Here is a 26,610-nt window from a genome sequence, read left to right as displayed (position 1 = left end):
ATGGCCCAAGTACTGGACAAGCCGCTGGAGTTGAGGGCGCCGGTGACGCCCGCCGAGCGCACCGCCCGCCGCAAGGCGTTCATGGAGTGGATCGCCGTCCACGCGCTCGGCGTCGCCGCCGCGCTCTTCTTCACGCTGCCGTTCGTGTTCGTGTTCCTGACCTCGCTGATGAGCGACAGCCAGGCCCTGAGCCGCGACCTCATCCCGCACACCTGGGAGTGGGGCAACTACCGGAAGGTCTTCGACACCCCGGGCTTCCTCACCTGGTGGAAGAACACGCTGATCTACGCCGGTCTCGGCACCGTCCTGACCGTCGTGTCGTCGATCCCGGTGGCGTACGCGCTCGCCAAGTTCCGCTTCCGGGGCCGGAATCTGTCGCTGATGCTCGTCATCTCGATGATGATGCTGCCGCCGCAGGTCGTGATCATCCCCATGTACCTGTTCTGGGCCAAGCAGCTGGACCTCTCGGGCACGCTGTGGCCGCTGATCATCCCGATGGCGTTCGGTGACGCCTTCTCCATCTTCCTGCTGCGGCAGTTCCTGATGACCATCCCGAACGAGTACCTGGACGCGGCGAAGGTCGACGGCTGCGGCGAGTTCAAGACCCTCCTGCGGGTCGTGCTGCCGATGGCCAAGCCGGGCATCGCGGCCGTGGCGCTCTTCCAGTTCTTCTACGCCTGGAACGACTACTTCGGCCCGCAGATCTACGCGTCCGAGAACCCCGGCGCCTGGACACTGAGTTACGGCCTGGAGTCGTTCAAGGGCGCGCACCACACAGACTGGAATCTCACCATGGCCGCGACCGTGCTGGTCATGGCCCCCGTGATCCTCGTGTTCTTCTTCGCGCAGAAGGCGTTCGTCGAGGGTGTCACGCTCACCGGAGTGAAGGGCTAACCCCGAATGAAACTCACCGTGGTCGGCGGAGGCTCGACCTACACCCCCGAACTCATCGACGGCTTCGCCCGGTTGAGGGACACCCTGCCCGTCGAGGAACTCGTCCTCGTCGACCCCGCGCCCGAACGCCTGGAACTGGTGGGCGGGTTGGCCCGCCGGATCTTCGCCAGGCAGGGGCACCCCGGCCGGATCGTCACGACCGACGACCTGGACGCCGGAGTCGAGGGCGCCGACGCGGTGCTGCTCCAGCTCCGCGTCGGCGGCCAGGCGGCCCGCGAGCAGGACGAGACCTGGCCGCTGCAGTGCGGCTGCGTCGGCCAGGAGACGACCGGCGCGGGCGGCCTCGCCAAGGCGCTGCGGACCGTACCGGTGGTCCTCGACATCGCGGAGCGGGTCCGCCGGACGAACCCGGACGCCTGGATCATCGACTTCACCAACCCGGTGGGGATCGTCACCCGCGCCCTGCTCCAGGCCGGCCACAAGGCGGTCGGCCTGTGCAACGTGGCGATCGGCTTCCAGCGGAAGTTCGCCGGACTCCTCGGGGTCGACCCGACCGATGTGCACCTCGACCATGTGGGCCTCAACCACCTCACCTGGGAGACCGGTGTGCGGCTGGGCGGTCCCGAGGGCGAGAACGTGCTGCCCAAGCTGCTCGGCGAACACGGCGACGCCGTCGCCGCCGACCTGAGCCTGCCCCGGAACCTGATCGACCGGCTCGGTGTCGTCCCGTCGTACTACCTGCGGTACTTCTACGCGCACGACGAGGTCGTGCGGGAACTGCGCACGAAGCCGTCGCGCGCCTCGCAGGTCGCGGAGATGGAGCGCGAGCTGCTGAAGATGTACGCCGACCCGGCCCTCGACGAGAAGCCCGCGCTGCTCGCCAAGCGGGGCGGGGCCTACTACTCCGAGGCCGCCGTCGACCTCGCCGCCTCGCTGCTCGGCGGGGGCGGCAGCCCCTACCAGGTGGTGAACACGTACAACAGGGGGACTCTGCCGTTCCTGCCGGACGACGCGGTGATCGAGGTGCAAGCCGCCGTCGGCGCGAAGGGGGCGACCCCCCTCGCGGTGGCGGACGTCGATCCGCTGTACGCGGGGCTGATGGCCGACGTGACCGCGTACGAGGACCTCGCCCTGGAGGCCGCGCTGCGCGGCGGCCGGGACCGGGTGTTCCGGGCGCTGCTCTCGCATCCCCTGATCGGCCAGTACGAGTACGCCGACACCCTGACCGACCAGCTGATCGCGCACAACCGGGAGCACCTCGCGTGGGCCTGACCGCAAGTGTCCTCGCCGTCGACGCGGGCAACAGCAAGACCGACGTCGCGGTCGTGGCGGCCGACGGGACCGTCCTCGCCACCGCCCGCGGCGGCGGGTTCCGGCCCCCGGTCGTGGGCATCGGCCCGGCCGTCGACACCGTCGCCGAAGCCGTCGCCCGCGCCTTCGCGGAAGCGGGGGTGAGCGCCGTGGAGCATGTGTCGGCCTGTCTCGCCAACGCCGACTTCCCGGTGGAGGAGGAGCAGTTGGCCGTCGCGCTGCACGCGCGCGGCTGGGGCTCCGGCACCGAGGTGCGCAACGACACGTTCGCGATCCTGCGGGCGGGCATCCCCGAACCGCGCGGAGTCGCCGTGGTGTGCGGGGCCGGCATCAACTGCGTCGGCATGCGCCCCGACGGCCGCACCGCCCGCTTCCCGGCGATCGGCCGCATCTCCGGTGACTGGGGCGGCGGCTGGGGCCTCGCGGAGGAGGCCCTGTGGCACGCGGCCCGCGCCGAGGACGGCCGCGGCGGCCCCACGGCACTGGCGCGCACGCTGCCCGCGTACTTCGGTCTGGACTCGATGTACGGCCTCATCGAGGCGCTGCATCTCGAACACGTCGCGCACCACCGGCGGCACGAGCTGACGCCGGTGCTGTTCGCCACGGCCGCGGACGGCGACCCGGTCGCGCGGGCGATCGTGGACCGGATGGCGGAGGAGGTGGTGGCGATGGCGACGGTCGCGCTGACCCGCCTGGACCTGCTGGAGGAGGAGGCGCCGGTGCTGCTCGGCGGCAGCGTCCTCGCCGCCCGGCATCCGCAACTGGACGACCGCATACGGGAGTTGCTGGCCGTCAAGGCGCCGAAGGCGGTGGCCACGGTCGTCACCGCGCGGCCGGTGCTCGGGGCCGTCCTGCTGGGTCTGGACCAGGTGGGCGCTCCGGCCGAGGCACATGCGCGGGCCAGGGCCGCCTACGAGCACTGACAGCCGGGAACCGAACAGATTCCCACGGCGTATTCATGGACAGGGGGGTGGTGCGGGGCGTTGTGTGGTGCCGGAAATCCGGTGGCCGCGCTGCGATCCGATCAAGATCCAGTGAAGGCCCGTGCGGAATGTCAGTCCTGGCGGCGATACTTGCGGCGACGGGATGACCCTGGGGGAGGTCAGCAGTGACACAACCGCCGACGAGCAGTACGGCGCCACCGGGCTCCGCCGTGCCCACGATGCCGGTGCTTCCGCCGCAGCCGGCCGGAGCGGGGGCGCCCGCGCCCCGGCGTACGCCGGACGCGGCGCCCGCGCGCCGTACGGCACTCGCCGAGGGCCTCGACCGGCTGCGCGCCGCCGCCACCACGGAGCCGGGCCGGCTGCGCGCGATCGGCGCGCTGCTGGCCCTGCTGGTGGTCGCGTTCGGCGTGATCGCCGCCTGGCAGACCGACAGCCGGGCGACGGCGGCCGGCGACGTCCTCCACCACAGCCAGCCGCTCAGTTCGGACGCGGCGGACATCTACCGCTCGCTGGCCGACGCCAACACCATGGCGGCGAGCGGCTATCTGGCGGGCCTCCAGGAGACGCAGGCGACCCGCGACCAGTACGAGGCGGACATCAGGACGGCCGCGGCGAAGCTCGTGACGGCCGCCGCGAACACCGACCCGGGCTCGTCGTCGGCGACCACCATCAGACAGCTCAACGAACTCCTGCCGGAGTACAAGGGGCTGGTCGAGTCGGCCCGCGCCAACAACCGGCAGGGCTTCCCGGTGGGCGGCGCCTATCTGCGGGCCGCCAACGACACCATGCAGAACAAGATGCTGCCCAAGGCCGAGGACCTCTACACGACGGAGAACCAGCGGCTGAGCGACGACTACGGGGACGCGACGCCGTACCCGTGGTTCGCGATCGCCCTCGGGCTCCTCGCGCTCGGCGGTCTCGCCTGGGCCCAGCGGCGCAACTACCAGCGGACGAACCGGGTGTTGAACCACGGCCTGGTCGCCGCCTCCGCCGCCACCGCCGTCGCCCTGCTGTGGCTGGTCGTCGGCCACACCGTCGCCCGCGCGGGACTGAACGCCTCGTACGACCACGGCGTGAAGTCGCTGAACGTACTGCACGACGCCCGGATCGCCTCTCTGAAGGCGCGCAGCGACGAGAACCTCACGCTGGTCAGCCGGGGCGCGGAGACGAAGACGCTGCCGGACAAGACGGTCGTGGACGCCTACGACTGGGGTTACGACCAGGAGATAGCCAAGCTCGGCAAGGGCCTCAAGCTGGCCGACTCCCTCGCCGACGACTCCGCGGGCCGCAAGCCGGTCGCGGTCGCCAACAGCTCGATGAAGGTGTGGATCTCCCGCCACACGAAGGTCAGCGCCGACAACGAGAAGGGCCTGTACCAGCAGGCCCGTGACGGTGTCATCGGCAAGGACGGGGCGACCGGCGAGTGCTTCACCGCCGTGGACGCCTCGCTGAACACGGCGCTCCAGCACGAGACGAGCGAATTCAGGAAGTCCGCGGGCGACGGCCTGGACGCGATGACCGGCCTCACCGTCGGGGCCGCGGTGCTCGCGGCGCTCGGCGCGGCCGGCGCGGTCCTGGGCATCGGGCGCAGGCTGTCGGAGTACCGGTGAAAGGGGGCGTGACGATGCGAGCACGCGGTGACTTTCTTCGCCGGCTGGGCGGTGTGCGCCGGCTGCGGGCCAGCCTGCGCGGCTGGGGCGGGGTGGGGGCGATGGCACTCGTGTGCGTCCTCGCGGTCGCCTTCGTGCTGCTGCTGCCGCTGACCCAGTCGCGCGGCGAGGCGGGCGCGGCCCTCGGCGGCCAGCGGACGGTCCAGGGCACGCAGGCCCGGGCCCCCGAGTGCGACGAGAACACGGTGCAGAACCAGAGCCCGTCCCCCTCGGACGCCGACGGCACCACGATCGACGCCATCAAGGCGCGCGGTGTGCTGAAGGTGGGCATCGACCAGAACAGCTACCGCTGGGGCTACCGCAACCCCAACAGCTCCTCCGGTGACCTGGAGGGCTTCGACATCGACCTGGTCACCGCCATCGCGAAGAACATCTTCGGCGGCTCGTACACCGCCAACAGCGTCCAGTTCCTGGCCATACCGACCAACCAGCGCATCCCGGCGGTCCAGGACAAGCAGGTCGACATGGTGGTCCGCACCATGACGATCACCTGCGACCGGGCCGGCCAAGTCGCCTTCTCCGCCCCGTACTTCCTCACCGGCCAGCAGGTCCTCGCCCCGAAGGCGTCGACGATCACCGGCTACGACAGGTCCCTGGCCGGCAAGCGGGTCTGCTCGGCGTCGGGTTCCACGGCGAACGACCGGCTGACCGACGACAAGGCGAGCGGCAAGCTGCCCTCCAGCGTGCGGATCCTGCCCCCGGTCGCCAACCAGCTGGACTGCCTCGTGGAGCTCCAGCTCGGCCAGGCGGACGCGGTGGTGACCGACGGAGCGCTCGCCGCGAGCCAGGCCGCGCAGGACCCGACGGTGGAGCTGAAGGGCACCACCTTCACCTCCGAGTACTACGGCGTGGCCATGAACAAGGACGCCACCGATCTGGTGCGCCGGGTCAACCGAATACTGGAGACCTACCGCACCAGCCCCGACGGCTGGCGGGCGTCGTACACGAAATGGCTGCTGCCGACGCTGGGTAAGGATTCGGAGTCGGCGGACCCGCCGACCCCGCACTACACGTGACGGACCGTCAACCAGGGCATCGCACAACGGACTTCGACAGAACACAACGCAGCGAGAGGTGATCGATGGGCGTCACGGGACCCCCCGGGCCGGTAATGGACCGGGACGAGGTGGACCGTGCGCTGGCGCGGCTCGGCGCGGAGCACGAGGCGATCGAGACCTCGCTCCTCGCCCTGCAGGACCACGCGGGCCGCAGACTCCTCGAAGGCGCCGAGCTGACCGGCACGACCAAGGAGCGCTGGGCGGCCACGGACGCGTCGATCACCCTGCTGTGGGCGTACTTCGACGCCTACACGGACGCGTTCCACGCCGCGCAGAGCATCCGGGCGCGGCGCCGCTGGTCGAGCCGCGAGGACCTGGTCGAGCTGACCGAGCTGCTGCGCGGCGAGTCCGTCACGGTCGCGGGCGCCACCACGGCGACCGCCAACCTGCCGACCCTGACGGGTGGTTCGAGCAAGCTGAGTCACCAGTTCTCGCTGAGCGCCCTCGTCGACGAGATGAACGACCTGTACGCGACCTCGCTGGACATGGTCGTCACCTCGGACGCGGTGTGGTCGGCGCTGCCCGCCCGGATCGATTTACTGGCCGCGGAGCTGCAGCGCACGCGACGGCTCGCCCACTCCGTCGGCGTCCGCCCGGGCGAACACCCCGCGGGCGACGACCTGGAGCGCATCACCCGCGTCCTGACCGACCTGCGCGAGCGCGTGGTCTCCGACCCGCTGGCCTTCTGGGTGCGGGCGCAGGGGAGTTCGGCCCCGGGCGGCGGCCGTCCGGACACCACGGTCTACGACCGGGAGGCGCGCGCCCTGGAGGACGTGCGGCGCGAGATCGACGCCGTGCTCACCGTCCGGCAGGACGCGGAGGCGCGGCTGGTGAAGCTGCGGGACGTCCTCTCGCGCGCGGACCGCACGCTCGCCGAGGCACGCACCGCGCGCGGTGAGGTCCTCGCGAAGATCGCGGCCACGGAGGTGCCGGTCGTCAGCGGCCCGCCGACGGTGCTCCAGGAGCAGCTGTCGACGGCCGCCGAGTACCGCAGACACGCCCAGTGGCACCGCCTGTCCCCGCTCCTGGAGTCCCTGGAGCAGAAGGCGGAGGACGAACTGCTGCGCGCCCGCGAGTCGTTGACGGCGGTCACCCAGCCGCTGGCGGTGCGCGCGGAGCTGCGCGGCCGGCTCGACGCGTACAAGGCGAAGGTGGCCCGGCACGGCCTGGCGGAGGACCCGCTGCTGGTCGAGCGGTACGACGCGGCCCGCCGCATGCTGTGGAGCGCCCCCTGCGACCTGCGGGTCGCCGAGCAGGCGGTGCTGCGCTACCAGCACGCGGCGGCCGAGCAGTTCAGTGCTCCGCGGGCGCGCCCGCAGGGCGGTCCCGAGGACCAGGAGGGACCGGGCGCGTGAGTGACGAGGAAGAAGCGGGGTCGGTCATGAGCGGGACACAGCGGACGTGTCAACGGCCGGGCTGCGAGGGCTCGTACGAGGATGTCGGCGGCGGCGAGCTGTACTGCGACACGTGCGGTCTCGCGCCGGTGGTGTCGGCGACCGGGGCGATCAGTTCACCGCCCACGGGGATGGCCAGCGGCAAGGGCTCGCGGGGGTCGGGGAGCGGCAGTTCCCGTACCAGCAGCCGCAGTTCGCGGACGTCGTCGCAGTCGTCGAAGTCGCGGCGCTCGGTGTCGGGGCGGCTCTCGCGCTCCGAGTCGGGCCGCTCGACGGGCCGTTCGGTGTCGGTGCGCAGCTCCGGCTCGTCGTCGGGGACCTCCAGCCGCGGCCGGCTCGGCGTGGGTCTGGTGCAGGTGCCGGGGGTGCCGCGGCCCGACCCGCGCGAGATGGTGCTGGAGAACCCGGAGGTGCCGGAGCGGAAGCGGTTCTGCTCGCGCTCGGACTGCGGTGCTCCGGTGGGCCGGGCGCGTGGGGAGAGCCCGGGGCGCACGGAGGGTTTCTGCACGAAGTGCGGCAACCCGTACTCGTTCTCGCCCAAGCTGGAGGCCGGCGACATCGTGCACGGCCAGTACGAGGTCGTGGGCTGTCTCGCGCACGGCGGGCTCGGCTGGGTCTATCTCGCCGTGGACCGCGCGGTCTCCGACCGCTGGGTGGTCCTCAAGGGTCTGCTCGACACCGGCGACCAGGACGCGATGGAGGCGGCGATCTCCGAGCGGCGCTTCCTCGCCGAGATCGAGCACGCCAACATCGTGCGGATCTACAACTTCGTGGAGCACCTGGACCAGCGGACGGGCTCGCTCGACGGCTACATCGTCATGGAGTACGTCGGCGGCAAGTCCCTCAAGGAGATCGCCAACGACCGCCGTACGGAGAGCGGGAAGCGCGATCCGCTGCCGGTGGAGCAGGCCTGCGCGTACGGCATCGAGGCCCTGGAGGCGCTCGGCCATCTGCACAGCCGCAACCTGCTGTACTGCGACTTCAAGGTCGACAACGCGATCCAGACCGAGGACCAGCTCAAGCTGATCGACATGGGCGCGGTGCGCAGGATGGACGACGACGAGTCGGCCATCTACGGCACGGTGGGCTACCAGGCGCCCGAGGTCGCGGAGGTCGGCCCGTCGGTGGCGAGCGACCTGTACACGGTGGCCCGCACGCTCGCGGTGATGACCTTCGACTTCCAGGGCTACACGAACGTCTTCGTGGACTCCCTGCCCGACCCGGACAACATCGAGGTCTTCCGCCGCTACGAGTCGTTCTACCGGCTGCTGGTCCGCGCCACCGACCCCGACCCGGCGCGCCGGTTCGCCTCCGCGCAGGAGATGGCGGAGCAGCTGACGGGCGTGCTGCGCGAGGTCGTCTCGCTGCAGACCGGCCGGGCCCGCCCGTCCCTGTCCACCCTGTTCGGGCCCGAACTGAAGGTCACGGACACGGAGTTGGTTCCGGTGCTGGCCGGTGACGTGTCGGCGCTGGGGGCGAGAGCGGGCCGGCCGCCGAAGCGGTCCCCACGGGGCGGTACCGGCACGGCACTCGCCGAACGGCCGCCCGGCGCACCGGCGCCGGCCGGGCTCGACGGCGGTGCGCCGCGTCTGGTCAAGGAGGTCGACTCCCCCGCCGTGGCGCTCGCCCTGCCCGTTCCGCACGTCGACCCGAGCGATCCGAACGCGGGCTTCCTGGCGGGCCTGATGGCGACCGCGGCGGCCGAACTGCTCGGCGCGCTCGCGTCCGCGCCCTCGCCGTCCGTGGAGACCCGGCTGCGGCAGATCCGCGCCTGGCTGGAGAACGGCGACTCGTACACCGCGCTGGACGCCCTGGCGAAGCTGGAGGACGAGCGGCCCGACGACTGGCGGGTGGTCTGGTACACCGGCGTGGCCGCGCTGGCGACCCGTGACTACGAGGCGGCGGCGCTGTCCTTCGACGCGATCTACGACGCCTTCCCGGGCGAGCCCGCGCCGAAGCTGGCGCTCGGCCTGTGCGCCGAGGTGCTGGACCAGCTGGACAACGCGGCCGAGTACTACCGCCTGGTGTGGTCGACGGACCCGAGCTATGTGAGCGCGGCCTTCGGGCTGGCCCGCGTCCAGCTCGCGACCGGCGACCGGCAGGGGGCCGTGCGGACATTGGAGTCGGTGCCCGAGGCGTCGATCCACTACACGGCCGCGCGGGTGGCCGCCGTACGGGCGCGGCTTCGGCAGCGGGTCGCGGCGCCCGACGACACGCCGTTCCTGGACGATCTGACGGCCTCCGCCGGGCAGGTGGAAGCGCTGGAGGGGTACGGTCTGGACGCGGTCAGGCGCGAGCGGTTGTCGGCCGAGGTCCTCGGCTGCGCGCTGGACTGGATACTCTCCGGAGGCCGGGGTTCCGTGCCGCTCACGCGGCGGGAGCTGCTCGGCAGCGAACTGGACGAGCGGGGACTCCGCTTCGGCCTGGAGCGTTCGTACCGCACGCTGGCCCGGCTGGCACGGGACGGCGAGGAGAGGATCGACCTGGTGGAACGTGCCAACCGTTACCGCCCCCGGACGTGGGTGTAGTTGATGTCGCAGATGCCCCAGCTCTCCGCCTGCCCGAGCTGCGAAGAGCCGCTGGAGTCGGGTGACCGCTTCTGCGGCGCCTGCGGATACGACCTGTCCGCCGTGCCCGCGCCACCGGAGGACCATCCGACGCTCACCATGAACGGCGCGGTGCCGCCCGCGCCCGAGGAGGCGGCGGACGTGGACTGGCCGGTGGTGCCGCAGCCGGAGAGCTCCGAGACCTCGCCGACGGTCCACCTTCCGACGGACCTGCCCGGCACCGACTCCGGCGGCACCCCGCTGCCGTCCAACGCCCCGCCGCCGCCCGCCGGTTCACCGGTCCCGGCGGCGACGGGCGTACGGTTCGACCGGCCGCCGGAGCCCGACGACTACCCGCTGCAGGCGCCGGACCCGCGGGTCGCCGCCGATCCGCCGACCGCGGGCGAGGGCGTCAAGGTGTGCGTGGCCTGCCGCTCGGGCCGGGTGGACCCGGACGGCTACTGCGAGAACTGCGGACACGCCCAGCCCCGCGAACGCGACCACATGGAGCAGGACCTGGGCCCGCTGGCGGCGGTCAGCGACCGCGGGCTGCGGCACCACCGCAACGAGGACGCCTTCGCCGTGGGCCAGTGCCTGCTGCCGGACGGGGCGCCCGCGCTGGTCGCCGTGGTCTGTGACGGGGTGTCCTCGGCGACGCGGCCCGACGCGGCCTCGCTGGCGGCCTCGCGGCAGGCCGGTGAGTCGTTGCTGGCCGCGCTGCCGCAGGGCACGCATCCGCAGGCGGCGATGCACGAGGCGATCATCGCGGCCTCGCACGCGGTCAACTCCCTCGCGGAGGAGCCCGCGACGGCCCGCGAGCACGCCCCGCACCAGAACGCGCCGGCCTGCACGCTGGTCGGCTCCGTGGTCACCCCGACCCTGCTGGTCGTCGGCTGGGTCGGCGACAGCCGCGCCTACTGGATCCCGGTGGACCGCAGTTCACCGCCGGCCCGGCTCACCGAGGACGACTCGTGGGCGGCCCAGATGGTCGCCGCGGGCCTGATGAACGAGGCGGAGGCCTACGCCGACGAGCGCGCCCACGCGATCACCGGCTGGCTCGGCGCGGACGCGTACGAACTGGAGCCGCACACCGCCTCGTTCAAGCCGGACCGCCCCGGTGTGGTGGTGGTCTGCACGGACGGGCTGTGGAACTACGCGGAGTCCGCCGAGGAGATGGCCGAGGTCGTCCCCGCCGACGCGGCGGTCCGTCCGCTGCACAGCGCCCAGGTGCTGGTCGGTCACGCGCTGGACGGCGGGGGCCACGACAACGTAACAGTGGCCGTCGTGCCGTTCCCGGCCCCGCCACAAGGGGCAGTATCCGGCTGAGGCCGTACAAACAGGGATGGGCGCGGACCGGAGGGGACCGGTCCGCACATAGTCATCGCCCCGGTCAGGTGGGGCACTTGAGGGGGAACAGAGCAGGCATGGCCAATTTCTCGAAGTCGAACGTGCCACAGTTCTCGGTCGACGTGTACCAGAACGAGTACCTGCCGGAGGGCGGGCGCGAGGTCAACGCGATCGTCACGGTCACCTCGACCGGCGGCGGCACCATCGGGAGCCCGGTCGCGGCGCCCCATCTGTACTCGGCGGGACAGGGCCCGGACGCGGCCGTGGCGATCATGGTCGACTGTTCGGGGTCGATGGACTACCCGCCGACCAAGATGCGCAACGCCCGCGACGCCACGGCCGCCGCGATCGACACCCTGCGGGACGGGGTGCACTTCGCGGTGGTCGGCGGCACGCATGTCGCCAAGGAGGTCTACCCGGGCGGCGGCCGGCTCGCGGTCGCGGACGCCCGCACCCGCGACCAGGCCAAGCAGGCGCTGCGCAAGCTGAGCGCGGGCGGCGGTACGGCGATCGGCACCTGGCTGCGTCTCGCCGACCGGCTGCTGTCCTCGGCGGACGTCTCCATACGCCACGGCATCCTGCTGACCGACGGCCGCAACGAGCACGAGGCGCCGGAGGACCTGAAGGCCGCGCTCGACTCCTGCGCCGGACGGTTCACCTGTGACGCACGGGGCGTCGGCACCGACTGGGAAGTGAAAGAAGTCACAGGGATCGCCTCGGCGCTGCTCGGCACCGCCGACATCGTCGCCGACCCGGCGCACCTCGCCGACGACTTCACCAGGATGATGGAGACGGCGATGGGCAAGGAGGTCGCGGACGTCGCGCTGCGGCTGTGGACGCCGGTGGGCACGACCATCAAGTTCGTCAAGCAAGTAGCGCCCAGAGTCGAGGAGTTGACCGACCGGCGCACCGAGGCGGGCCCCCGTGCCGGGGACTATCCCACCGGGTCCTGGGGAGACGAGTCACGTGACTACCACGTGTGCGTCGAGGTCCCGGAGGCCGGGATCGGCCAGGAGATGCTGGCCGCCCGGGTCTCGCTGGTCGTCCCGCAACCCGACGGAAGTTTCCACAACTTGGGCGCCCAGGGGCTGGTGAAGGCCGTGTGGACCGACGACATGGTGGCCTCCACGTCCATCAACCCCCAGGTCGCGCACTACACCGGCCAGGCCGAACTGGCACAAGTCATCCAACAAGGGCTCGATCTCCGCAAATCGGGAGATGTCGACGGAGCAACGGCCAAACTGGGACGGGCCGTTCAGCTCGCCAGCGTCTCCGGAAACGCGGATACTGCGAAACTGCTTGCGAAGGTGGTGGACGTGGTCGATGCCGCGGCGGGTACTGTGCGACTGAAGGCGAAGGTCGCGGAGGCCGACGAGATGACTCTCGAGACCCGGTCCACAAAGACTGTTCGTGTAAAGAAGTGACCTAGCAAGCACGACTCCGTGAGACCGAGAACGACCCTGTGCGAAAGGGGGACGCGCCGACATGCCGACCTGCCCGAACGGACACCAGTCGGGTTCCGACGACTGGTGCGAGGTCTGCGGTCACCGCATGGCCGGTGCCGTACCCCCGCCCCCTCCCCCGCCCCCCGGCGGCGGCTACGGCTTCCCACCGCCCGCGCCCGGCCGCACCCCGGCCGCCGAGGCGGAGCTGTGCCCGCAGTGCCGTACGCCCCGTGAGGGCGGTGCGCCGTTCTGCGAGGAGTGCCGGTGGAACTTCCTCACGAACACGGCGACGTCGTACACCCCGGCCGCGCCGCGCCCCACCTCCCCCGGCCCGAGCCCGGCGGCCCGCTTCCAGCAGCCGCCCGGTCCCGGCGCGGGCCCTGGTGCCGGTCCCGGTCCGACGTACGGCGGTGACTCCTACGAGTACCAGGGATCGCGGCCGTCACGGATGAACCGGCCCGCCGAGCCCATACCCCCGTTCGGCGGCGAACCCTCGGGGCGTCCCGGAAATCCCGGTGCGCAGGGCTACGGCAACGACCGGCAGGGCGGCCCCGGTGGCCCCGGTGGCCCCGGCCCGCAGGGCTACGGCAACGACCGGCAGGGCGGGCCCGGCGGCCCGCGCAACCCGGGCGGCCCCGGTGCGCAGGGCTTCGGCGGCGAGCGCCAGGGCGGCAACGCCTTCGGCGCCAACGACCCGTCCGGTCCCCCGCGGCCCCCGTTCGGCAACAACGAGGCGTCCGGTCCCCCGCGACCGCCCTTCGGCAACGAGGCGTCCGGCCGGCCCGGAGCCTTCGGCAACGAGCAGTCCCCCGGCGGCGGTGGCCCGTTCGGCAACGAGCGCCCCGGACAGAACGAGTTCGGCGGCGGCCGGCCCGGCGCCTTCGGCGGTGAGCGGCAGGGCCCGCCCGGACCGTTCGGCAACGAGCCCTCGAACCCGCAGGGCCCCCCGAACTTCGGCGGCCCCGACCCCTCCCGGCAGGTCCCGCCGCCTCCTGGCCCGACCCCGCCCTCGGGCCCCGGCCGGACGAGCGGCGCCCCGCAGGCGTTCCAGCAGTCCGCGCCGCCGGCCCCGCCCGGGTTCCCGCAGGAGACGAACCGTCCGCAGCAGGGCGGCTCGCCCTTCGGCGGCGGTGACGACGACTGGGTGATCTCCCCGCCGACTCCCGGATCCCCGGGTGGTCCCGGCGGCCAAGGCGGACCCGGCGGACCCGGCGGTCCCGGTCAGGGTGGTGGCTACGGCTATCCGCAGCCCGGTTCCACCCAGGCGCCGCCCGGACGGCCCGCGTACCAGCAGCAGCCGACCACCTGGCTGGCGACGATCGGGCCCGACCGCGAGTACTTCATGGCGATGATGCAGCGTTCGGGGCCGGAGGCCGCGGGGCTCAATCTGCCCGCGTACTCCCCTGAGCAGCAGCGGCAGTTGACCGGGAACCAGATCACCATCGGGCGTCGGCGCCACTCCACCGGGGAATCCCCCGACATCGATCTGTCGGTGCCGCCGGAGGACCCGGGGGTCTCGCATCAGCACGCGGTGCTGGTGCAGCAGCCGGACGGCAGTTGGGCCGTCGTCGACCAGAACTCGACCAACGGGACGACGGTCAACGGGGGCGAGGAGCCGATCCAGCCCTTCGTGCCGGTGCCGTTGCAGGACGGGGACCGGGTGCACGTGGGAGCGTGGACGACGATCACCGTGCGGCGGGGTTGAGACACGGGTCCGCCGCGTTGTTCGTCGACTGCTGAGCCGTTCGCGCTGGGCGCGCAGTTCCCCACGCCCCTTGCGGGGCCGTGCGCCTAAGGGAGCGGCCAGGTGTGGGGGGTCTCCGGATCGTCCAGCCATGCCCACGCCCCTTCGCCGGTGACCGTCACGCCGTAGCGCTCCCGGCCGGGTCTGCCCTCGCGCTCCCACAGGTCCCGGGCCTCCCCCGGGTCGAGGACGCCGTGGGTGAGGGTCAGCAGGAAGCGGAGGCGTTCGTCGTCGCCGGGGTGGTGGGGGATCTCGCCCTGTGGTGTCGGTCCGGTGCCGCGCAGGGGGACGAAGTAGGCCGCCGTGTCCAGGAAGGGGCCCTCCGCGTGGGTCCCGTCGTGGACGGTGAGGGTGATCAGACCGGTGGCCAGAGGAGCGAGGATGCGGGCGCCCGGGGTGCACTGGGCAAGCCAGGCCAGGGGGATCGTGGGCAGCGCGCAGGTGGCGATGACACGGTCGTAGGGGGCGTGTTCGGGGACTCCGCGGGTGCCGTCGCCGGTGACGACGGCGGGGTGGTGGCCGGCGTCGGCGAGGTGGGCGCGGGCGGAGTCGGTGATCTCGGGTTCCAGGTCGACGGTGGTGACGTGGTCGTCACCGAGCCGGTGGGCGAGCAGGGCCGCGTTGTAGCCGGTGCCCGCGCCGATCTCCAGGACGCGGTCGCCGTCCGTGACCCGGAGTTCGGCCAGCATCCGTGCCATCAGTGAGGGCTGGCTGCTGGAGGACAGCAGCTCGCCGTCGCGGAGCCGGGTGGCGAGCGGGCCGTCGGCGTAGACCCCGCGCAGCCAGCGTTCGCGGATGTGCGGGTCGGGGCTGTCGCGCCACAGCCGGTCCTGTCCGCGGCCGTCCGCGGAACCGGCGTAGTAGTACGGCACGAACAGGTGCCGGGGCACCGCCGCGAACACCGCCCGCCACCGGGGGTCCGTGTCGAACGCGCCGCTCCGTCCGATCTCCCGCACCAGTTCCGCCCGCGCGGAGTCGGCGACGGCGTCGAGGTCCTTGTCGAGAGCGTGCGCGCCCATACGTCCACTGTCCTGCCGTACGGGCCGCGGGGCGAGTGGTCCTAGGCCTCAAGTCGTCGGCCGCCGGGTCTGAGACCATGGGAGCGTGAAAGAGATTCGGCGCGGCACGCTTCAGGAGCAGACCTTCTACGAGCAGGTCGGCGGGGAGAAGACCTTCCGCCGGCTGGTCCACCGTTTCTACGAGGGCGTCGCCGGGGACCCGCTGCTGCGGCCCATGTACCCGGAGGAGGACCTGGGCCCCGCCGAGGAGCGGTTCGCCCTGTTCCTGATGCAGTACTGGGGCGGCCCGACGACGTACAGCGACAACCGCGGCCATCCGCGGCTGCGCATGCGCCACGCCCCCTTCCAGGTGGACCGGGCCGCGCACGACGCCTGGCTGGCGCACATGCGCGTCGCCGTCGACGAACTCGGCCTGTCCGAGGAGCACGAGCACACGCTGTGGAACTACCTGACGTACGCCGCCGCCTCGATGGTGAACACACCGGGCTGACCACCGTTCACTGAACGTCGGATTCCGGTCGTCCGACGTCGGAATCCGGTCACGATCCGATCAAGCAGTGCCCACAACCGGTTACTCGCGGCCGGTCCCCTCTGACAGCATCGCCGGAAGAGTTCCGGACTACGGCGGGGGGCCGGGTGGGGTTCGTCCTGGTACGCGCGCGGGCGCACCGGCTGCTGCTCGCCGCCGCGCTGCTCACCGTCCTGCTGACGACCGCGGTCCTGACGACGCTCACCGCGTACTCGGGCGCGATCGGCGACGCGGCGCTCCAGAACTCCCTGAACGATCCCCGCGACGCCCCCGACACCTCGCTGGTCGTCAAGGCCGACGTCCCGGCCGCCGGGCGCACCGCCGCCGACCGCGCCGTACGGCAGGCCGCCGAGCGTACCTTCGACCAACTGCCGGTCACCGTCCGGACGTTGGTGCTCTCGGGCCCCTACGCCCTGCCGCGCTCGCTGCAGCCGCCCGCCGCGCGGTCCGGGGACCCGGATCTCACGTTCTTCGGGGCGCTGGACCGGACGCAGGTGCGGCTGGTCTCGGGCCGCTTCCCGCGCGCCGCCGCCTCCGGGGACGTCGAGGTCGCGCTGCCCCGTACGGCCGCCGAGGGGCTCGGGGTGAGACCGGGGAGCCGCCTCGCCCTCGCCGACCGGCTCGGCGGGCCCGCGGCGCACATCCTCGTCACCGGCGTCTACCGGCCCGCCGACGCGAGCGGCGCCTACTGGCTCCTCGACGATCTGCGCGGGCGCGGCCTCAGCACGGCCGGTTTCACGACCTACGGCCCGCTGCTCGCCGACCCCTCGGCCCTCACCGGCGGGCGGCTGACCGCCGGGCCGTCCGCGTGGCTCGCGTCGGCCGACTTCTCCACGCTGACGACCGGGCGGATCGGCGCCCTGCGGGAGAGCGCCGGGGCGGGCAGTACCGCGCTGCGGACAGGGCGTGCGCTCAAGGGAGTCACGGCCGCGACGACCTCGCTGCCGGAGGTGCTCGACCGGCTGGACCGCTCGCTGCTCGTCTCCCGCTCCACCCTGCTGATCGTCGCGCTCCAGCTCGCGCTGCTCGCGGGCTACGCGCTGCTGCTGGTGGCCCGGCTGCTGAGCACCGAACGGGCGGGCGAGAGCCGGTTGTTGCGGGCCCGCGGGGGTTCGCGGGCGCGGCTCGCGGCGCTGTCGGCGGCGGAAGCGCTGCTGCTCGCCCTGCCGGCCACGGCCCTCGCCCCGCTGCTCGCCGGACCGCTCACCCAACTCCTCGCCGGACACGGCGCGTTGGCCCGCATCGGGCTGCACCTGGACACTCCGGCGGGCGGCCGGGCGGAGGTCTGGCCGGTCGCGGCGGCCGTGGCTCTGGGCTGCGCGCTCGCGGTGATGCTGCCCGCCCTCACCTCGTCCTTCGAGGGCGGCCGGGCCCGCGCGGTGCCCGCTCCGCTGCGCGCGGGCGCGGACCTCGGCCTGCTGGTGGTGGCCGGGGTCGCCTACTGGCAGCTGAACCGGCAGACCTCGGGCGCCGTCAGCACCGACACCTCCGGGACCCTGGGCGTGGACCCCCTGCTGGTCGCGGCCCCGGCCCTCGCCCTTCTCGCGGGCACGGTCCTGACGCTGCGGCTGCTGCCGCCGGTGGCGCGGCTGGCCGAGCGCCGGGCCGCCGCCGGCCGGGGGCTGCCGGCGGCGCTGGCGGGCTGGCAGTTCAGCCGCCGTCCGATGCGCGGCGCCGGACCGGTGCTGCTGCTGGTGCTCGCCCTGGCGCTGGGCATGCTCGCCATCGGGCAGAGCGCCTCGTGGAACCGCTCGCAGAGCGACCAGGCCGACTTCCGGGCCGGGGTGCCGGTGCGCGTACTGGCCGCCGGCGGGGGCGGGTTGGGCCGCACGGAGGCCTACGCCGGTCTGCCCGGCGTACGGGAGGCCGCCCCCGCCGTCCGCACCTCCCAGTCCCTCTCCGGCGACCGCACGGCGACCGTCCTGGCCCTGGACACGGCCCACGCGTCGGACGCGGTCCTGATCCGCGGGGACCTGGTGCCGGGACACTCCGCCGATGCGCTGCTGGCCGGCCTGGGACCGGCGGGACGCACGGTGGGCGGTGAGATCCCGGCGGGAACCAGGACCGTGACGCTGCGGGCGGCCATCAGCGGCACGGGCCCGCGGACCGCGGCCGACGTCACCGCCACGGTCGAGGACCGCTACGGCACCCCGTACCAGCAGCCACTCGGCCAACTCCCCACCGACGGGCGGCAGTACGACCTGACGGCGGACGTCTCCGCGTCACCGGGACCGCTGACCCTCACCGGACTCCAGCTCGACCTGCCCCAGCCGGGCGAACGCTCCTCCCGACACCGGCTCACGGTCGGCGGGCTGAGCGCCACGGACGCCCGGGGAACGGTCCGGGCGCTGCCGCTGCCCACCGCCTGGAAGGGGCGGGCGGCGGCCAGTGAGTCGTACGGCTCGCGTTCCAACCCGCCCACCCCGAAGGTGACTTCGACGAAGCCCCTGACCGTCGACTACGGCACGGGATACATCCCGGGCAAGGACATCTGGACGGTCTCCGACGTCACGGTGCGCCTCCAGGCCGTGCAGCCCGCGCCGCCCGCGATCACGGCCGTCGCCACCGACCGCTACCTGACCTCGGCGGGCGCGCACACCGGGCAGCGGGTGCAGGTGACCCTCGGCGGGGAGAACCTGCCGGTGCGGATCGTGGCGGCGGTGCGCGGACTGCCCACGACCGGCGACGCGGGTGCGTCGGGCGCGCAGGACGGGGGTGCGCTGCTGGTCGATCTCCGGTCCGTGAACCGGGTGTTGGCGGCCCGCTACGTCTCCGGGGTGACGCCCACCGAGTGGTGGCTGCGGACGGCGCCGGGTGACGCGGCGGCGGTGGCCGCGGCGGTGCGGGCGCTGCCCGATGTCGATCCCACGGAGGTCGTGGTGCGCGAGGAGATCGCCCAGGAGCTGCGCGACGACCCGTTCGGCGCCGGGCCCGAGGCGGCGTTCGCCGCGGCGGCGCTGGTGGCGGCGGCGCTCGCGGCGGTCGGCTTCGCGGTGAGCGCGGCGGGGTCGCTGCGGGAGCGCGGCGCCGAGTTCGCCGTCCTGCGGGCGCTGGGCGCCCCGCGCCGCCAGCTGGCCCGGACGATCGCCGCCGAGCAGGGCGTCCTGGTCGCGCTGGCCCTCGTGGTGGGCACGGCCCTCGGCGCCGTGCTGACCCGCGCGGTGATCCCCCTGATCGTCCTCACGGCCCAGGCGACCCGTCCGGTACCGCGTGTTCTGGTCGAACTGCCGCTCTCCCGGGTGGCGTTGCTGCTGGTGGCGGTGTCGGTGACACCGCTGATCGTGACGGCGGCGCTGGCGCTGCGGCGGGCCGATCCGGCGACCTCGCTCCGCGAGCAGGGGGGTGAGTGAGATGGCGGACGCGAGCGCCGGGGGCGTGCCGGGGACCGGGGGTTCCGGCGTTCCGGTGACCGCCCCCTGGCTCCGCACCCGCCTGCGCTCCGCCCCGGGTACGGCATGGGCGCTGGCGCTACTGGTCGCGGTGACCGCGTGTCTGGCCGCCGCGTTCCCGCGCGTGCTCGACCGGTACGAGGACGCCGGGCTGCGGGAGGCCGCGCGGCAGGCGGGACCGGGCAAGACCTCCTTCCAACTCTTCGGCCAACAGGCCGACTTGACGCTCCCGGAGGACCAGCGGGAGGCGGACCTGCGCCCCGGCACGCTGCGCTCGCGCTACGACCGCGTCCGCACCGTGGCCGGCCGCCCCCTGGTCGTCGACCCGGCCCAGTCCGCGTACGGTGTGCGCCCGACGGACGACCCGGCCGTGCCGGACGCATGGATACCGCGGCCGAACGGCCTGCCCGCGCACGTCCATCCGGCCACCCAGAGCGACCTCGCGGGACACGCGACCGTACGGCAGGGCCGGTTGCCCCGCGCCTCCGGTCAGGTCACCGCGCGGACGCCGGAGGTGGAGGCCGCCGTCACCGCGGCGACCGCCGACGCCCTGCACATCACGGTGGGTGCGGTGATCCACGTGCCCGGCGAGGAGCGCGCCCCGCTCGCCGTGCGCGTCACCGGCATCCTCACCCCGCGCGACCCCGGCGGCGCCTACTGGTCGACCCAGCCCCTGCTGCGCACCCCGACCCTGGTGGCCCTGCCGACACCGGACCGCCCGAAGTACTGGCTCGGCGCGCTGCTGCTGGCCCCGGACGCGGCCCCGGCCCTCCTGGGCACGACCGCGGCGCCGGTGCCGTACTGGCAGTTGGCCCCGGACCCGGCCGCCCTGCACGCCCACGACCTGGACCGTCTGAGGACCGCGGTCGCCGCGCTCGAATCGGGGCCCGGCCTCCAACTGGCCCGCACCTACACGACTCCCGACACCGACGTGAGCACCGGCCTCGACGACGTGTTCACCAGCTTCGGTCAACTCCGCTCCGGAGTGCGGCCGTTGACGGCCGTCGCGGCCTTCGGCACCGGCACGGTCGCCGTCGTGGTGCTGCTCATGACGGGCGCCCTCGCCGCGGACCGCCGCCGCACCGAACTCGCCCTGCTGCGCGCCCGGGGCGCCTCCCTGCGCGGCCTCACCGCCCGGCTGTTCGCCGAGACCGCGGTGATCGCCGTACCGGCGGGGGCGGTCGGCCTGACGGTGGCGCTGCTGGCCGTCCCGGCCGGGCGCGCCGGCCACGCCCTCTGGGCGGCCCTCGCGGTCACCCTCGTCGCGTCCGCCGCGCTCCCGGTGCGCGCCGCGCTCACCCATCGGACCGTACGCGTCCACGGCCCGCGCGAGGACGTGACCACCCTGCGCCCGTCCCGGCGCCGCACGGTCGCCGAACTCACCCTGCTGGTGCCGGCGGCCGGCGCGGTGGAGGCCCTGCGCAGAAGCGGCACGTCCGGCGCGGCGGGCAACCAACTGGTGTCGCTGGCACCGGTGTTGATGGGCGTGATCGCGGCGCTGGTGCTGGTGCGCGGGTACCCGTTCCTGCTCCGCGGGCTGACCCGCCCGGCCGGCCGGCTGCGGGGCGTGGTGGCCCATCTGTCGCTGGCCCGCGCGGGCCGTACGTCCGCCTCCGCGGTCCTGCCGCTGCTGGCCCTGCTCACCGCGCTCACCACGGCCGCGTTCGGCGGCTCGGTCCTCGCCGGGGTGAGCGACGCCCGCGACCACGCGGCCCTGCTCTCCGTCGGCGCGGACGCCCGCCTGGACGCGACCGCACCCCTGCCGTCCCGACTGCCCGACCGGATACGGCGGTTGCCGGGCGTGCGCGGTCTCGCCGAGGTGAGCATCACCGACGACGCGAAGCCCCTGGACGGCCTGGAGGCGGTCCCGCTGGTGGGCGCGGACCCCGCCGCCTACGGCGAGTTGGCGAGCCGCACCGGCCTGGGCGCCTTCCCCCAGGGCCAGTTGAGACGTCCCGCGCGCTCGGATGCCGTCCTCCCGGCGCTCGCCTCACCCTCCGTCGCGAGCGCGTACGGCACCCGCCCCTTCCTCGTCCGGCTGCCGGACACCAGCGCGGTCACCGTACGGATCGTGCTCGTCCGGGACGCCACCCCGGCCCTGTCCGGCGCCGACTTCCTCGTCGTCGACCGCACCGGACTGCCCGGTACGGCGGCCCGGCCGACCTCGCTGCTGGTGACCGGCGCCCGGGTGAGCGGGGCCGCGCTGCGCTCGGCGGCCGGGAGCGCGGCCGGTGTCACGGTCCGCGCCGAGCAGCGCGCCCGGTACGTCGACTCGCCCCTCCAGTCCGGCGCCGGGCGCGTCTACACGGCGGCGGTGGCGGCGGGCGCCGGTTACGCCGTCCTCGCCCTCCTGCTGTCCCTGCTGCGGGCCGCGCCGGAACGCGCCGCGCTCCTGGCCCGCCTGCGCACGATGGGGCTCACCCGGGCCCAGGGCCGCCGCCTGCTCATCCTGGAGTCGCTGCCGCAGGCGCTGCTGGCGGCGGCGGGCGGCGCGCTCACCGGCTGGGCGACGATCCGGCTGCTCGCGCCGGGCGTCGACCTGACCTCGGTGGCCCTGGCGTCGGCGCAGAGCCCGCTCGGGGAGGCCCACCTGAGGACCGACCCGGTGTCGCTGACCGTCCCCGCGCTCGGGGTGCTGGTGGTGGCGGTGGGGGTCGCCGGGGTGCAGGCGTGGTGGTCCGGACGGCGGGGGTCCGTACGGGAGCTGAGAGCGGGGGACGCGCGATGACTCGTAGCGGCACGGTGTACGTCGAGGGCAGTTGTGACCGAGGAGAGCGTCGATGACCACGAACCCCACCCTCGCCGACCTGGCCGACCGCGCCGCCGAGCGCAGGGAGCGGCCCGCCTACGGGCATGACGCGCTCATCACCTGCGACCGGCTGGTCCGGATCTTCACCGCCGACGGGGTCGAGGTGCAGGCGCTCCAGGGGCTCGATCTCCTCGTCAGGGAGGGCGAGTTGATGGCTCTGGTGGGAGCCTCGGGCAGCGGCAAGTCGACGCTGATGAACATCCTGGCCGGGCTGGACACGCCCACCGCCGGCGCGGCCCGGGTCGCCGGGCGGGACCTGCTGGCGATGGCCGCGAAGGACCGGCTCGCCTACCGCCGTGAGGTCGTCGGGTTCGTCTGGCAGCAGACCTCCCGCAATCTGCTGCCCTATCTGACGGCGGCTCAGAACATCGCCCTGCCCATGCAGTTGTCCGGCCGTCGTTCCGGGCGCCGGGCGAAGGCCGAACGCGCCCTGGAACTGCTGGAGTTGCTGGAGATCGCCGACTGCCGCGACCGGCGTCCGCGCGAGCTGTCGGGCGGACAGCAGCAGCGGGTGGCGATCGGGGTGGCCCTCGCCAACGCCCCGGCCGTCCTGCTCGCCGACGAACCCACCGGCGAACTCGACTCCCACACCGCCGAACAGGTCTTCGCCGCGTTCCGCACCGCCAACGAACGGCTCGGCACCACCATCGTCATCGTCACCCACGACCAGGCGGTGGCGAGCGAGGTCCGCCGCACGGTCGCCATCCGCGACGGCCGCACCTCCACCGAGGTCCTGCGGCGCAGCGAGGTCGACGCGACGACGGGCCACGAGACGGTCGTGGCGCGGGAGTACGCGATGCTGGACCGGGCGGGGCGGCTTCAGCTCCCCGCCGAGTACACGGAGACGCTGCACATGCGGGACCGGGTGGCCCTGGAACTGGAGCCGGACCACATCGGCGTCTGGCCGGACGACAGCGGGCAGGGGTGACCCGGCTCAGCGCACGCTGACGCCCAGGGCGCCGACTCCCGCCCTGCGGACGGCGATCGAGCCGTAGGGGGTGCGCAGGCGCAGCCACGCGCCCGACGAGAACAGGCCCGACTCCCCGCCGGGGCGCAGGAATCCGAGCGACTGCGCCGCGTGCACGGCGCGCACCGGGAGGGAGGTCTCGCCGACCGTGCGGGACCAGATCTCCCGGCCGATCCGGTCGAGTTCGGTGCGGGTGCGGCCCTGCGGGTCCAACTCCTGCGTACGGGACCGGAATTCGGCGACTCCGGCCGCGATCATCCCGCGCAGTGCCTGCGGGCCCGGCAGCCCGGACTCGGGGGTCCAGCCGCCGCGCGGGGGCAGTACCCCGGCCCACGGCGGGCCGGTCACCGCGGCCGGCACCCCGGCCGTGGCCGCCGACTCGTCGAGGGATTCCAGGAGTTCACCGGCGGAGACGGTCACGTCGAGCGTGACGTCGAGGCCGTCCTCGTAGGGCTTGGCCAGGCGCACCGCGCGGATGGCGAGGACCTCGAAGGACGGCGGGCGGCCGAAGACCGCGAGGGCCGTGCCGGCCGCCTGGAGGCGGACGGCGGCGGCGCGGTCGTAGTGGATCAGCCGGGAGAGGAAGGCCGCGAGATCCGCCGCCTCCCCTTCGTCGGCGAGGTGGAGAACCGTCATGCTGCGACGGCCTCCTCCTCGTCGTCGTCCCGGTACTCCTCCAGGAACTCGCGTTCCTCGGCGGTGATCCGGCGCGGTCGCTGTGCCTCGAAGTCGAAGGGCACGACGACCGTGGAGGCCCGGACGTAGATCTGGTCGCCGTCCTTCACCTCGTAGGTGATGGTGAAGGACGCCGCCCTGATCTCGGTGATCCACAGCTCGATGTCCACGGGGGTGTGCCGGTGGACGAGCTGGCGTTTGTAGTCGATCTCGTGGCGCGACACCACCGAACCCTGCTGGAAGTCCTTCTCCGGGCGGAACAGGAAGTCGATACGGGCTTCCTCCAGGTACCGGAGGAAGACCACGTTGTTGACGTGGCCGTACGCGTCCATGTCCGCCCAGCGCAGCGGGCAGCGGTAGATGTGGCGCAAGAAGATCAGCCCCGGGTCAGCTTCTTGTAGGTGGCACGGTGCGGACGAGCCGCGTCCGCGCCGAGCCGCTCGACCTTGTTCTTCTCGTACGACTCGAAGTTGCCCTCGAACCAGTACCACTTCGACTCACCCTCGTACGCGAGGATGTGCGTCGCGACCCGGTCCAGGAACCAGCGGTCGTGGGAGATGACCACGGCCGCACCGGGGAACTCGAGCAGCGCGTTCTCCAGCGACGACAGGGTCTCCACGTCGAGGTCGTTGGTGGGCTCGTCGAGGAGCAGCAGGTTGCCGCCCTCCTTGAGGGTCAGCGCCAGGTTCAGGCGGTTGCGCTCACCACCGGAGAGGACACCGGCCGGCTTCTGCTGGTCCGGGCCCTTGAAGCCGAAGGCGGACACATAGGCTCGCGACGGCATCTCGACCTGGCCGACGTTGATGTAGTCGAGCTCGTCGGAGACGACGGCCCACAGCGTCTTCTTGGGATCGATGTTGGCGCGGCTCTGGTCGACGTAACTGATCTTGACGGTGTCGCCGACCTTGATGGAGCCGGAGTCCGGGGTCTCAAGGCCCTGGATCATCTTGAACAGCGTGGTCTTGCCGGCGCCGTTCGGGCCGATGACCCCGACGATGCCGTTGCGCGGGAGCGTGAAGCTGAGGTCGTCGATGAGGACCTTGTCGCCGAACGCCTTGGAGAGGTTCGCGACCTCGACGACGATGGAGCCGAGGCGCGGGCCCGGCGGGATCTGGATCTCCTCGAAGTCCAGCTTCCGCATCTTGTCGGCCTCGGCCGCCATCTCCTCGTAACGGGCGAGACGGGCCTTGGACTTGGTCTGCCGGCCCTTGGCGTTGGACCGGACCCACTCCAGCTCTTCCTTGAGCCGCTTGGCGCGCTTCTCGTCCTTGCGGCCCTCGACCTTGAGGCGGGCGGCCTTCTTGTCGAGGTACGTGGAGTAGTTGCCCTCGTAGGGGATCGCGCGGCCGCGGTCCAGTTCGAGGATCCACTCGGCGACGTTGTTCAGGAAGTACCGGTCGTGCGTCACGGCGACGACGGCGCCCGCGTACTTCGTGAGGTGCTGCTCCAGCCAGTTCACCGACTCGGCGTCGAGGTGGTTGGTGGGCTCGTCGAGGAGGAGCAGGTCCGGGGCCTCGATCAGCAGCTTGCAGAGCGCGACGCGGCGCTTCTCACCGCCGGAGAGGTTGACGACCGGCCAGTCGCCGGGCGGGCAGCCCAGGGCGTCCATGGCCTGCTCCAGCTGCCCGTCGAGGTCCCAGGCGTCGGCATGGTCCAGGTCTTCCTGGAGCTTGCCCATCTCGTCCATCAGGGCGTCCGAGTAGTCGGTCGCCATCAGCTCGGCGACCTCGTTGAAGCGCTTGAGCTTGCCCATGATCTCGGCGGCGCCGTCCTGGACGTTCTCCAGGACCGTCTTCGTCTCGTCCAGCTCCGGCTCCTGCATGAGGATGCCGACGCTGAAACCGGGAGTCAGGAACGCGTCGCCGTTCGAGGGCTGTTCGAGGCCCGCCATGATCTTGAGAACGGTGGACTTACCGGCACCGTTCGGCCCGACCACACCGATCTTCGCGCCGGGCAGGAAGCTCAGCGTCACGTCGTCAAGGATGACCTTGTCGCCGTGCGCCTTGCGCGTCTTGCGCATGGTGTAGATGTACTCAGCCAAGAGAAACCGTCCGGCAGCTTGAAATCTGGAGTGGGCAGACCTAACCATCTTGCCTGACCGCTGCCCCTGGGGGGAAACGCGTATGGGCGGGGGGCTGTGAGCTGGGGCTTCGGCAGCCCCCGGCGCCGGGCCGGGTGACCGTGGGCGTTCACCTCACCACCAGCAGTCGATGTCGGCCCCTCCTCCACTCATCACCGGGTCGGTTCGCATGCCCTCGATGTCCAGCCGGCCGCCGTCCCGCCGCCAGGTCAGTTCGTAGGTGCCTCGCTCGACGGGCCGGTACCCGTCGTCGACCGTCCACGACCCCGCCTCGCCGAGCGCCAGGCCACTGCGGCCCACCGCGTAGGCCTGGCCGCCGGAGGCCTGGAGGAACGTGGACTCCCGTACGACGACGGTGCAGCCGCCGGGGCCGGTGGGGCGCAGCACGTGGTAGCGCGCGGTCCAGGTCAGATCGGCCAGCGCTCCCCACGCGATGCCGGACACCGCCACGACGATCAGCACATGGCTCACCGGCCGCACCCACCCGGCCGGCGTCCCCGCGAGCCGCAGCGCCGCCTCCCGGCGGGCCGCCCGGAGGAAGATCCACCATAGGACGAGCGCGAGGCCCAGGACGACCGCGCTCGCGCCCCAGCCGGGGACCACATGGCCCCCGACGACCATCAGGAGGTCGCTCCAGCCCGCCAGGGCGGCCGTCGCCAGGCTCCCCAGGCCCGCCGCGGTGAGGGCACCGGGACCGGGCGACAGCTCCAGGCCGGGGTGTGCGCGTGGTTCGGTCATGGCGGGTACGACCTCCCGGGCCCGCCGACGGTTGCACTGCGGTGTCGACGC

The 26,610-nt window shown here is 73.1% G+C and carries 19 protein-coding genes; 14 read left to right on the top strand and 5 right to left on the bottom strand.

The features are described from left to right. The 10 genes from ACIPTO_RS12860 to ACIPTO_RS12815 all read left to right on the top strand — a co-directional run bounded on the left by ACIPTO_RS12860 (position 1) and on the right by ACIPTO_RS12815 (position 14,314). A complete protein-coding gene (locus tag ACIPTO_RS12860) occupies positions 1-894 on the top strand; it encodes a carbohydrate ABC transporter permease (RefSeq protein ID WP_366313428.1) in 894 nt (297 codons plus the stop codon). A 6-nt stretch (positions 895-900) separates the two neighbouring features. Then, positions 901-2,166, top strand: coding sequence for a 6-phospho-beta-glucosidase (locus tag ACIPTO_RS12855; protein WP_366313426.1), 1,266 nt, complete (start codon positions 901-903; stop codon positions 2,164-2,166). Beyond that, positions 2,157-3,128: a BadF/BadG/BcrA/BcrD ATPase family protein gene (locus tag ACIPTO_RS12850; RefSeq protein WP_366313424.1), complete on the top strand. Its 972-nt coding sequence runs from the start codon at positions 2,157-2,159 to the stop codon at positions 3,126-3,128. Before ACIPTO_RS12855 ends, ACIPTO_RS12850 begins: the two co-directional genes overlap by 10 nt. A 185-nt stretch (positions 3,129-3,313) precedes the next feature. After that, positions 3,314-4,759 carry a hypothetical protein gene (locus tag ACIPTO_RS12845; protein WP_366313422.1) on the top strand — a complete coding sequence of 482 codons (1,446 nt, stop codon included), beginning with the start codon at positions 3,314-3,316 and terminating at the stop codon, positions 4,757-4,759. A 14-nt stretch (positions 4,760-4,773) separates the two neighbouring features. Continuing rightward, the gene (locus ACIPTO_RS12840) at positions 4,774-5,835 is read left to right on the top strand and encodes a glutamate ABC transporter substrate-binding protein (protein ID WP_366313420.1); all 1,062 of its coding nucleotides are present in this window, start codon (positions 4,774-4,776) and stop codon (positions 5,833-5,835) included. A gap of 65 nt (positions 5,836-5,900) precedes the next feature. Beyond that, positions 5,901-7,232, top strand: a complete 1,332-nt coding sequence (locus tag ACIPTO_RS12835) for a hypothetical protein (protein ID WP_401191288.1) — start codon at positions 5,901-5,903, stop codon at positions 7,230-7,232. A gap of 26 nt (positions 7,233-7,258) precedes the next feature. Then, positions 7,259-9,799 (top strand): tetratricopeptide repeat protein, encoded by a 2,541-nt coding sequence (locus tag ACIPTO_RS12830; protein ID WP_366313416.1) that lies wholly within the window; start codon positions 7,259-7,261, stop codon positions 9,797-9,799. Then, positions 9,800-11,143, top strand: coding sequence for a PP2C family serine/threonine-protein phosphatase (locus tag ACIPTO_RS12825; protein ID WP_401191286.1), 1,344 nt, complete (start codon positions 9,800-9,802; stop codon positions 11,141-11,143). A 98-nt stretch (positions 11,144-11,241) separates the two neighbouring features. After that, on the top strand, positions 11,242-12,588 hold the full coding sequence (locus tag ACIPTO_RS12820; RefSeq protein ID WP_366313412.1) for a VWA domain-containing protein: 1,347 nt from the start codon (positions 11,242-11,244) through the stop codon (positions 12,586-12,588). 61 nt (positions 12,589-12,649) lie between these two features. After that, positions 12,650-14,314, top strand: a complete 1,665-nt coding sequence (locus ACIPTO_RS12815; RefSeq protein WP_401191284.1) for an FHA domain-containing protein — start codon at positions 12,650-12,652, stop codon at positions 14,312-14,314. Positions 14,315-14,400: 86 nt separating this feature from the next. On the opposite strand, the gene ACIPTO_RS12810 is transcribed toward ACIPTO_RS12815, so the two are convergent. Then, entirely contained in the window at positions 14,401-15,372 is a 972-nt protein-coding gene (locus ACIPTO_RS12810; RefSeq protein WP_401191282.1) for a methyltransferase domain-containing protein, read from the bottom strand. 85 nt (positions 15,373-15,457) lie between these two features. Between ACIPTO_RS12810 and ACIPTO_RS12805 the strand changes: the two genes are divergently transcribed. The 4 genes from ACIPTO_RS12805 (at position 15,458) to ACIPTO_RS12790 (ending at position 23,027) form a co-directional block, all read left to right on the top strand. Beyond that, positions 15,458-15,862, top strand: coding sequence for a globin (locus ACIPTO_RS12805; RefSeq protein WP_366313406.1), 405 nt, complete (start codon positions 15,458-15,460; stop codon positions 15,860-15,862). A 146-nt stretch (positions 15,863-16,008) separates the two neighbouring features. Beyond that, the gene (locus ACIPTO_RS12800; protein ID WP_401191280.1) at positions 16,009-19,251 is read left to right on the top strand and encodes an FtsX-like permease family protein; all 3,243 of its coding nucleotides are present in this window, start codon (positions 16,009-16,011) and stop codon (positions 19,249-19,251) included. Between the two features lies 1 nt (position 19,252). Continuing rightward, the gene (locus ACIPTO_RS12795) at positions 19,253-22,018 is read left to right on the top strand and encodes an FtsX-like permease family protein (RefSeq protein WP_401191278.1); all 2,766 of its coding nucleotides are present in this window, start codon (positions 19,253-19,255) and stop codon (positions 22,016-22,018) included. A 52-nt stretch (positions 22,019-22,070) separates the two neighbouring features. Further along, entirely contained in the window at positions 22,071-23,027 is a 957-nt protein-coding gene (locus tag ACIPTO_RS12790) for an ABC transporter ATP-binding protein (RefSeq protein ID WP_401191276.1), read from the top strand. A 6-nt stretch (positions 23,028-23,033) separates the two neighbouring features. On the opposite strand, the gene ACIPTO_RS12785 is transcribed toward ACIPTO_RS12790, so the two are convergent. The 4 genes from ACIPTO_RS12785 to ACIPTO_RS12770 form a co-directional block, all read right to left on the bottom strand. After that, entirely contained in the window at positions 23,034-23,702 is a 669-nt protein-coding gene (locus tag ACIPTO_RS12785) for a hypothetical protein (protein WP_366313398.1), read from the bottom strand. After that, positions 23,699-24,112, bottom strand: a complete 414-nt coding sequence (locus ACIPTO_RS12780; RefSeq protein ID WP_366313396.1) for a thioesterase family protein — start codon at positions 24,110-24,112, stop codon at positions 23,699-23,701. The genes ACIPTO_RS12785 and ACIPTO_RS12780 overlap by 4 nt, the downstream gene beginning before the upstream one ends. Before the next feature lie 5 nt (positions 24,113-24,117). After that, positions 24,118-25,782: an energy-dependent translational throttle protein EttA gene (ettA, locus tag ACIPTO_RS12775; RefSeq protein WP_366313394.1), complete on the bottom strand. Its 1,665-nt coding sequence runs from the start codon at positions 25,780-25,782 to the stop codon at positions 24,118-24,120. 153 nt (positions 25,783-25,935) lie between these two features. Next, the gene (locus tag ACIPTO_RS12770; RefSeq protein ID WP_401191273.1) at positions 25,936-26,559 is read right to left on the bottom strand and encodes a hypothetical protein; all 624 of its coding nucleotides are present in this window, start codon (positions 26,557-26,559) and stop codon (positions 25,936-25,938) included. Between the last annotated feature and the right edge of the window lie 51 nt (positions 26,560-26,610).

Origin of the sequence: Streptomyces sp. NPDC090083, assembly GCF_044747445.1 — a bacterium.
In the GTDB taxonomy this organism is placed as follows: Bacteria; Actinomycetota; Actinomycetes; order Streptomycetales; family Streptomycetaceae; genus Streptomyces.
The sequence above is the reverse complement of the archived record's forward strand: the minus strand, read 5'-3'. Positions and strand labels throughout refer to the sequence as shown.

Coding starts and splice junctions, on each gene's coding strand:
- ACIPTO_RS12860 (WP_366313428.1), top strand. CDS start 1: ATGGCCCAAGTACTGGACAAGCCGCTGGAGTTGAGGGCGCCGGTGACG.
- ACIPTO_RS12820 (WP_366313412.1), top strand. CDS start 11,242: ATGGCCAATTTCTCGAAGTCGAACGTGCCACAGTTCTCGGTCGACGTG.
- ACIPTO_RS12835 (WP_401191288.1), top strand. CDS start 5,901: ATGGGCGTCACGGGACCCCCCGGGCCGGTAATGGACCGGGACGAGGTG.
- ACIPTO_RS12855 (WP_366313426.1), top strand. CDS start 901: ATGAAACTCACCGTGGTCGGCGGAGGCTCGACCTACACCCCCGAACTC.
- ACIPTO_RS12810 (WP_401191282.1), bottom strand. CDS start 15,372: ATGGGCGCGCACGCTCTCGACAAGGACCTCGACGCCGTCGCCGACTCC.
- ACIPTO_RS12795 (WP_401191278.1), top strand. CDS start 19,253: ATGGCGGACGCGAGCGCCGGGGGCGTGCCGGGGACCGGGGGTTCCGGC.
- ACIPTO_RS12815 (WP_401191284.1), top strand. CDS start 12,650: ATGCCGACCTGCCCGAACGGACACCAGTCGGGTTCCGACGACTGGTGC.
- ACIPTO_RS12790 (WP_401191276.1), top strand. CDS start 22,071: ATGACCACGAACCCCACCCTCGCCGACCTGGCCGACCGCGCCGCCGAG.
- ACIPTO_RS12830 (WP_366313416.1), top strand. CDS start 7,259: ATGAGCGGGACACAGCGGACGTGTCAACGGCCGGGCTGCGAGGGCTCG.
- ACIPTO_RS12840 (WP_366313420.1), top strand. CDS start 4,774: ATGCGAGCACGCGGTGACTTTCTTCGCCGGCTGGGCGGTGTGCGCCGG.
- ACIPTO_RS12785 (WP_366313398.1), bottom strand. CDS start 23,702: ATGACGGTTCTCCACCTCGCCGACGAAGGGGAGGCGGCGGATCTCGCG.
- ACIPTO_RS12770 (WP_401191273.1), bottom strand. CDS start 26,559: ATGACCGAACCACGCGCACACCCCGGCCTGGAGCTGTCGCCCGGTCCC.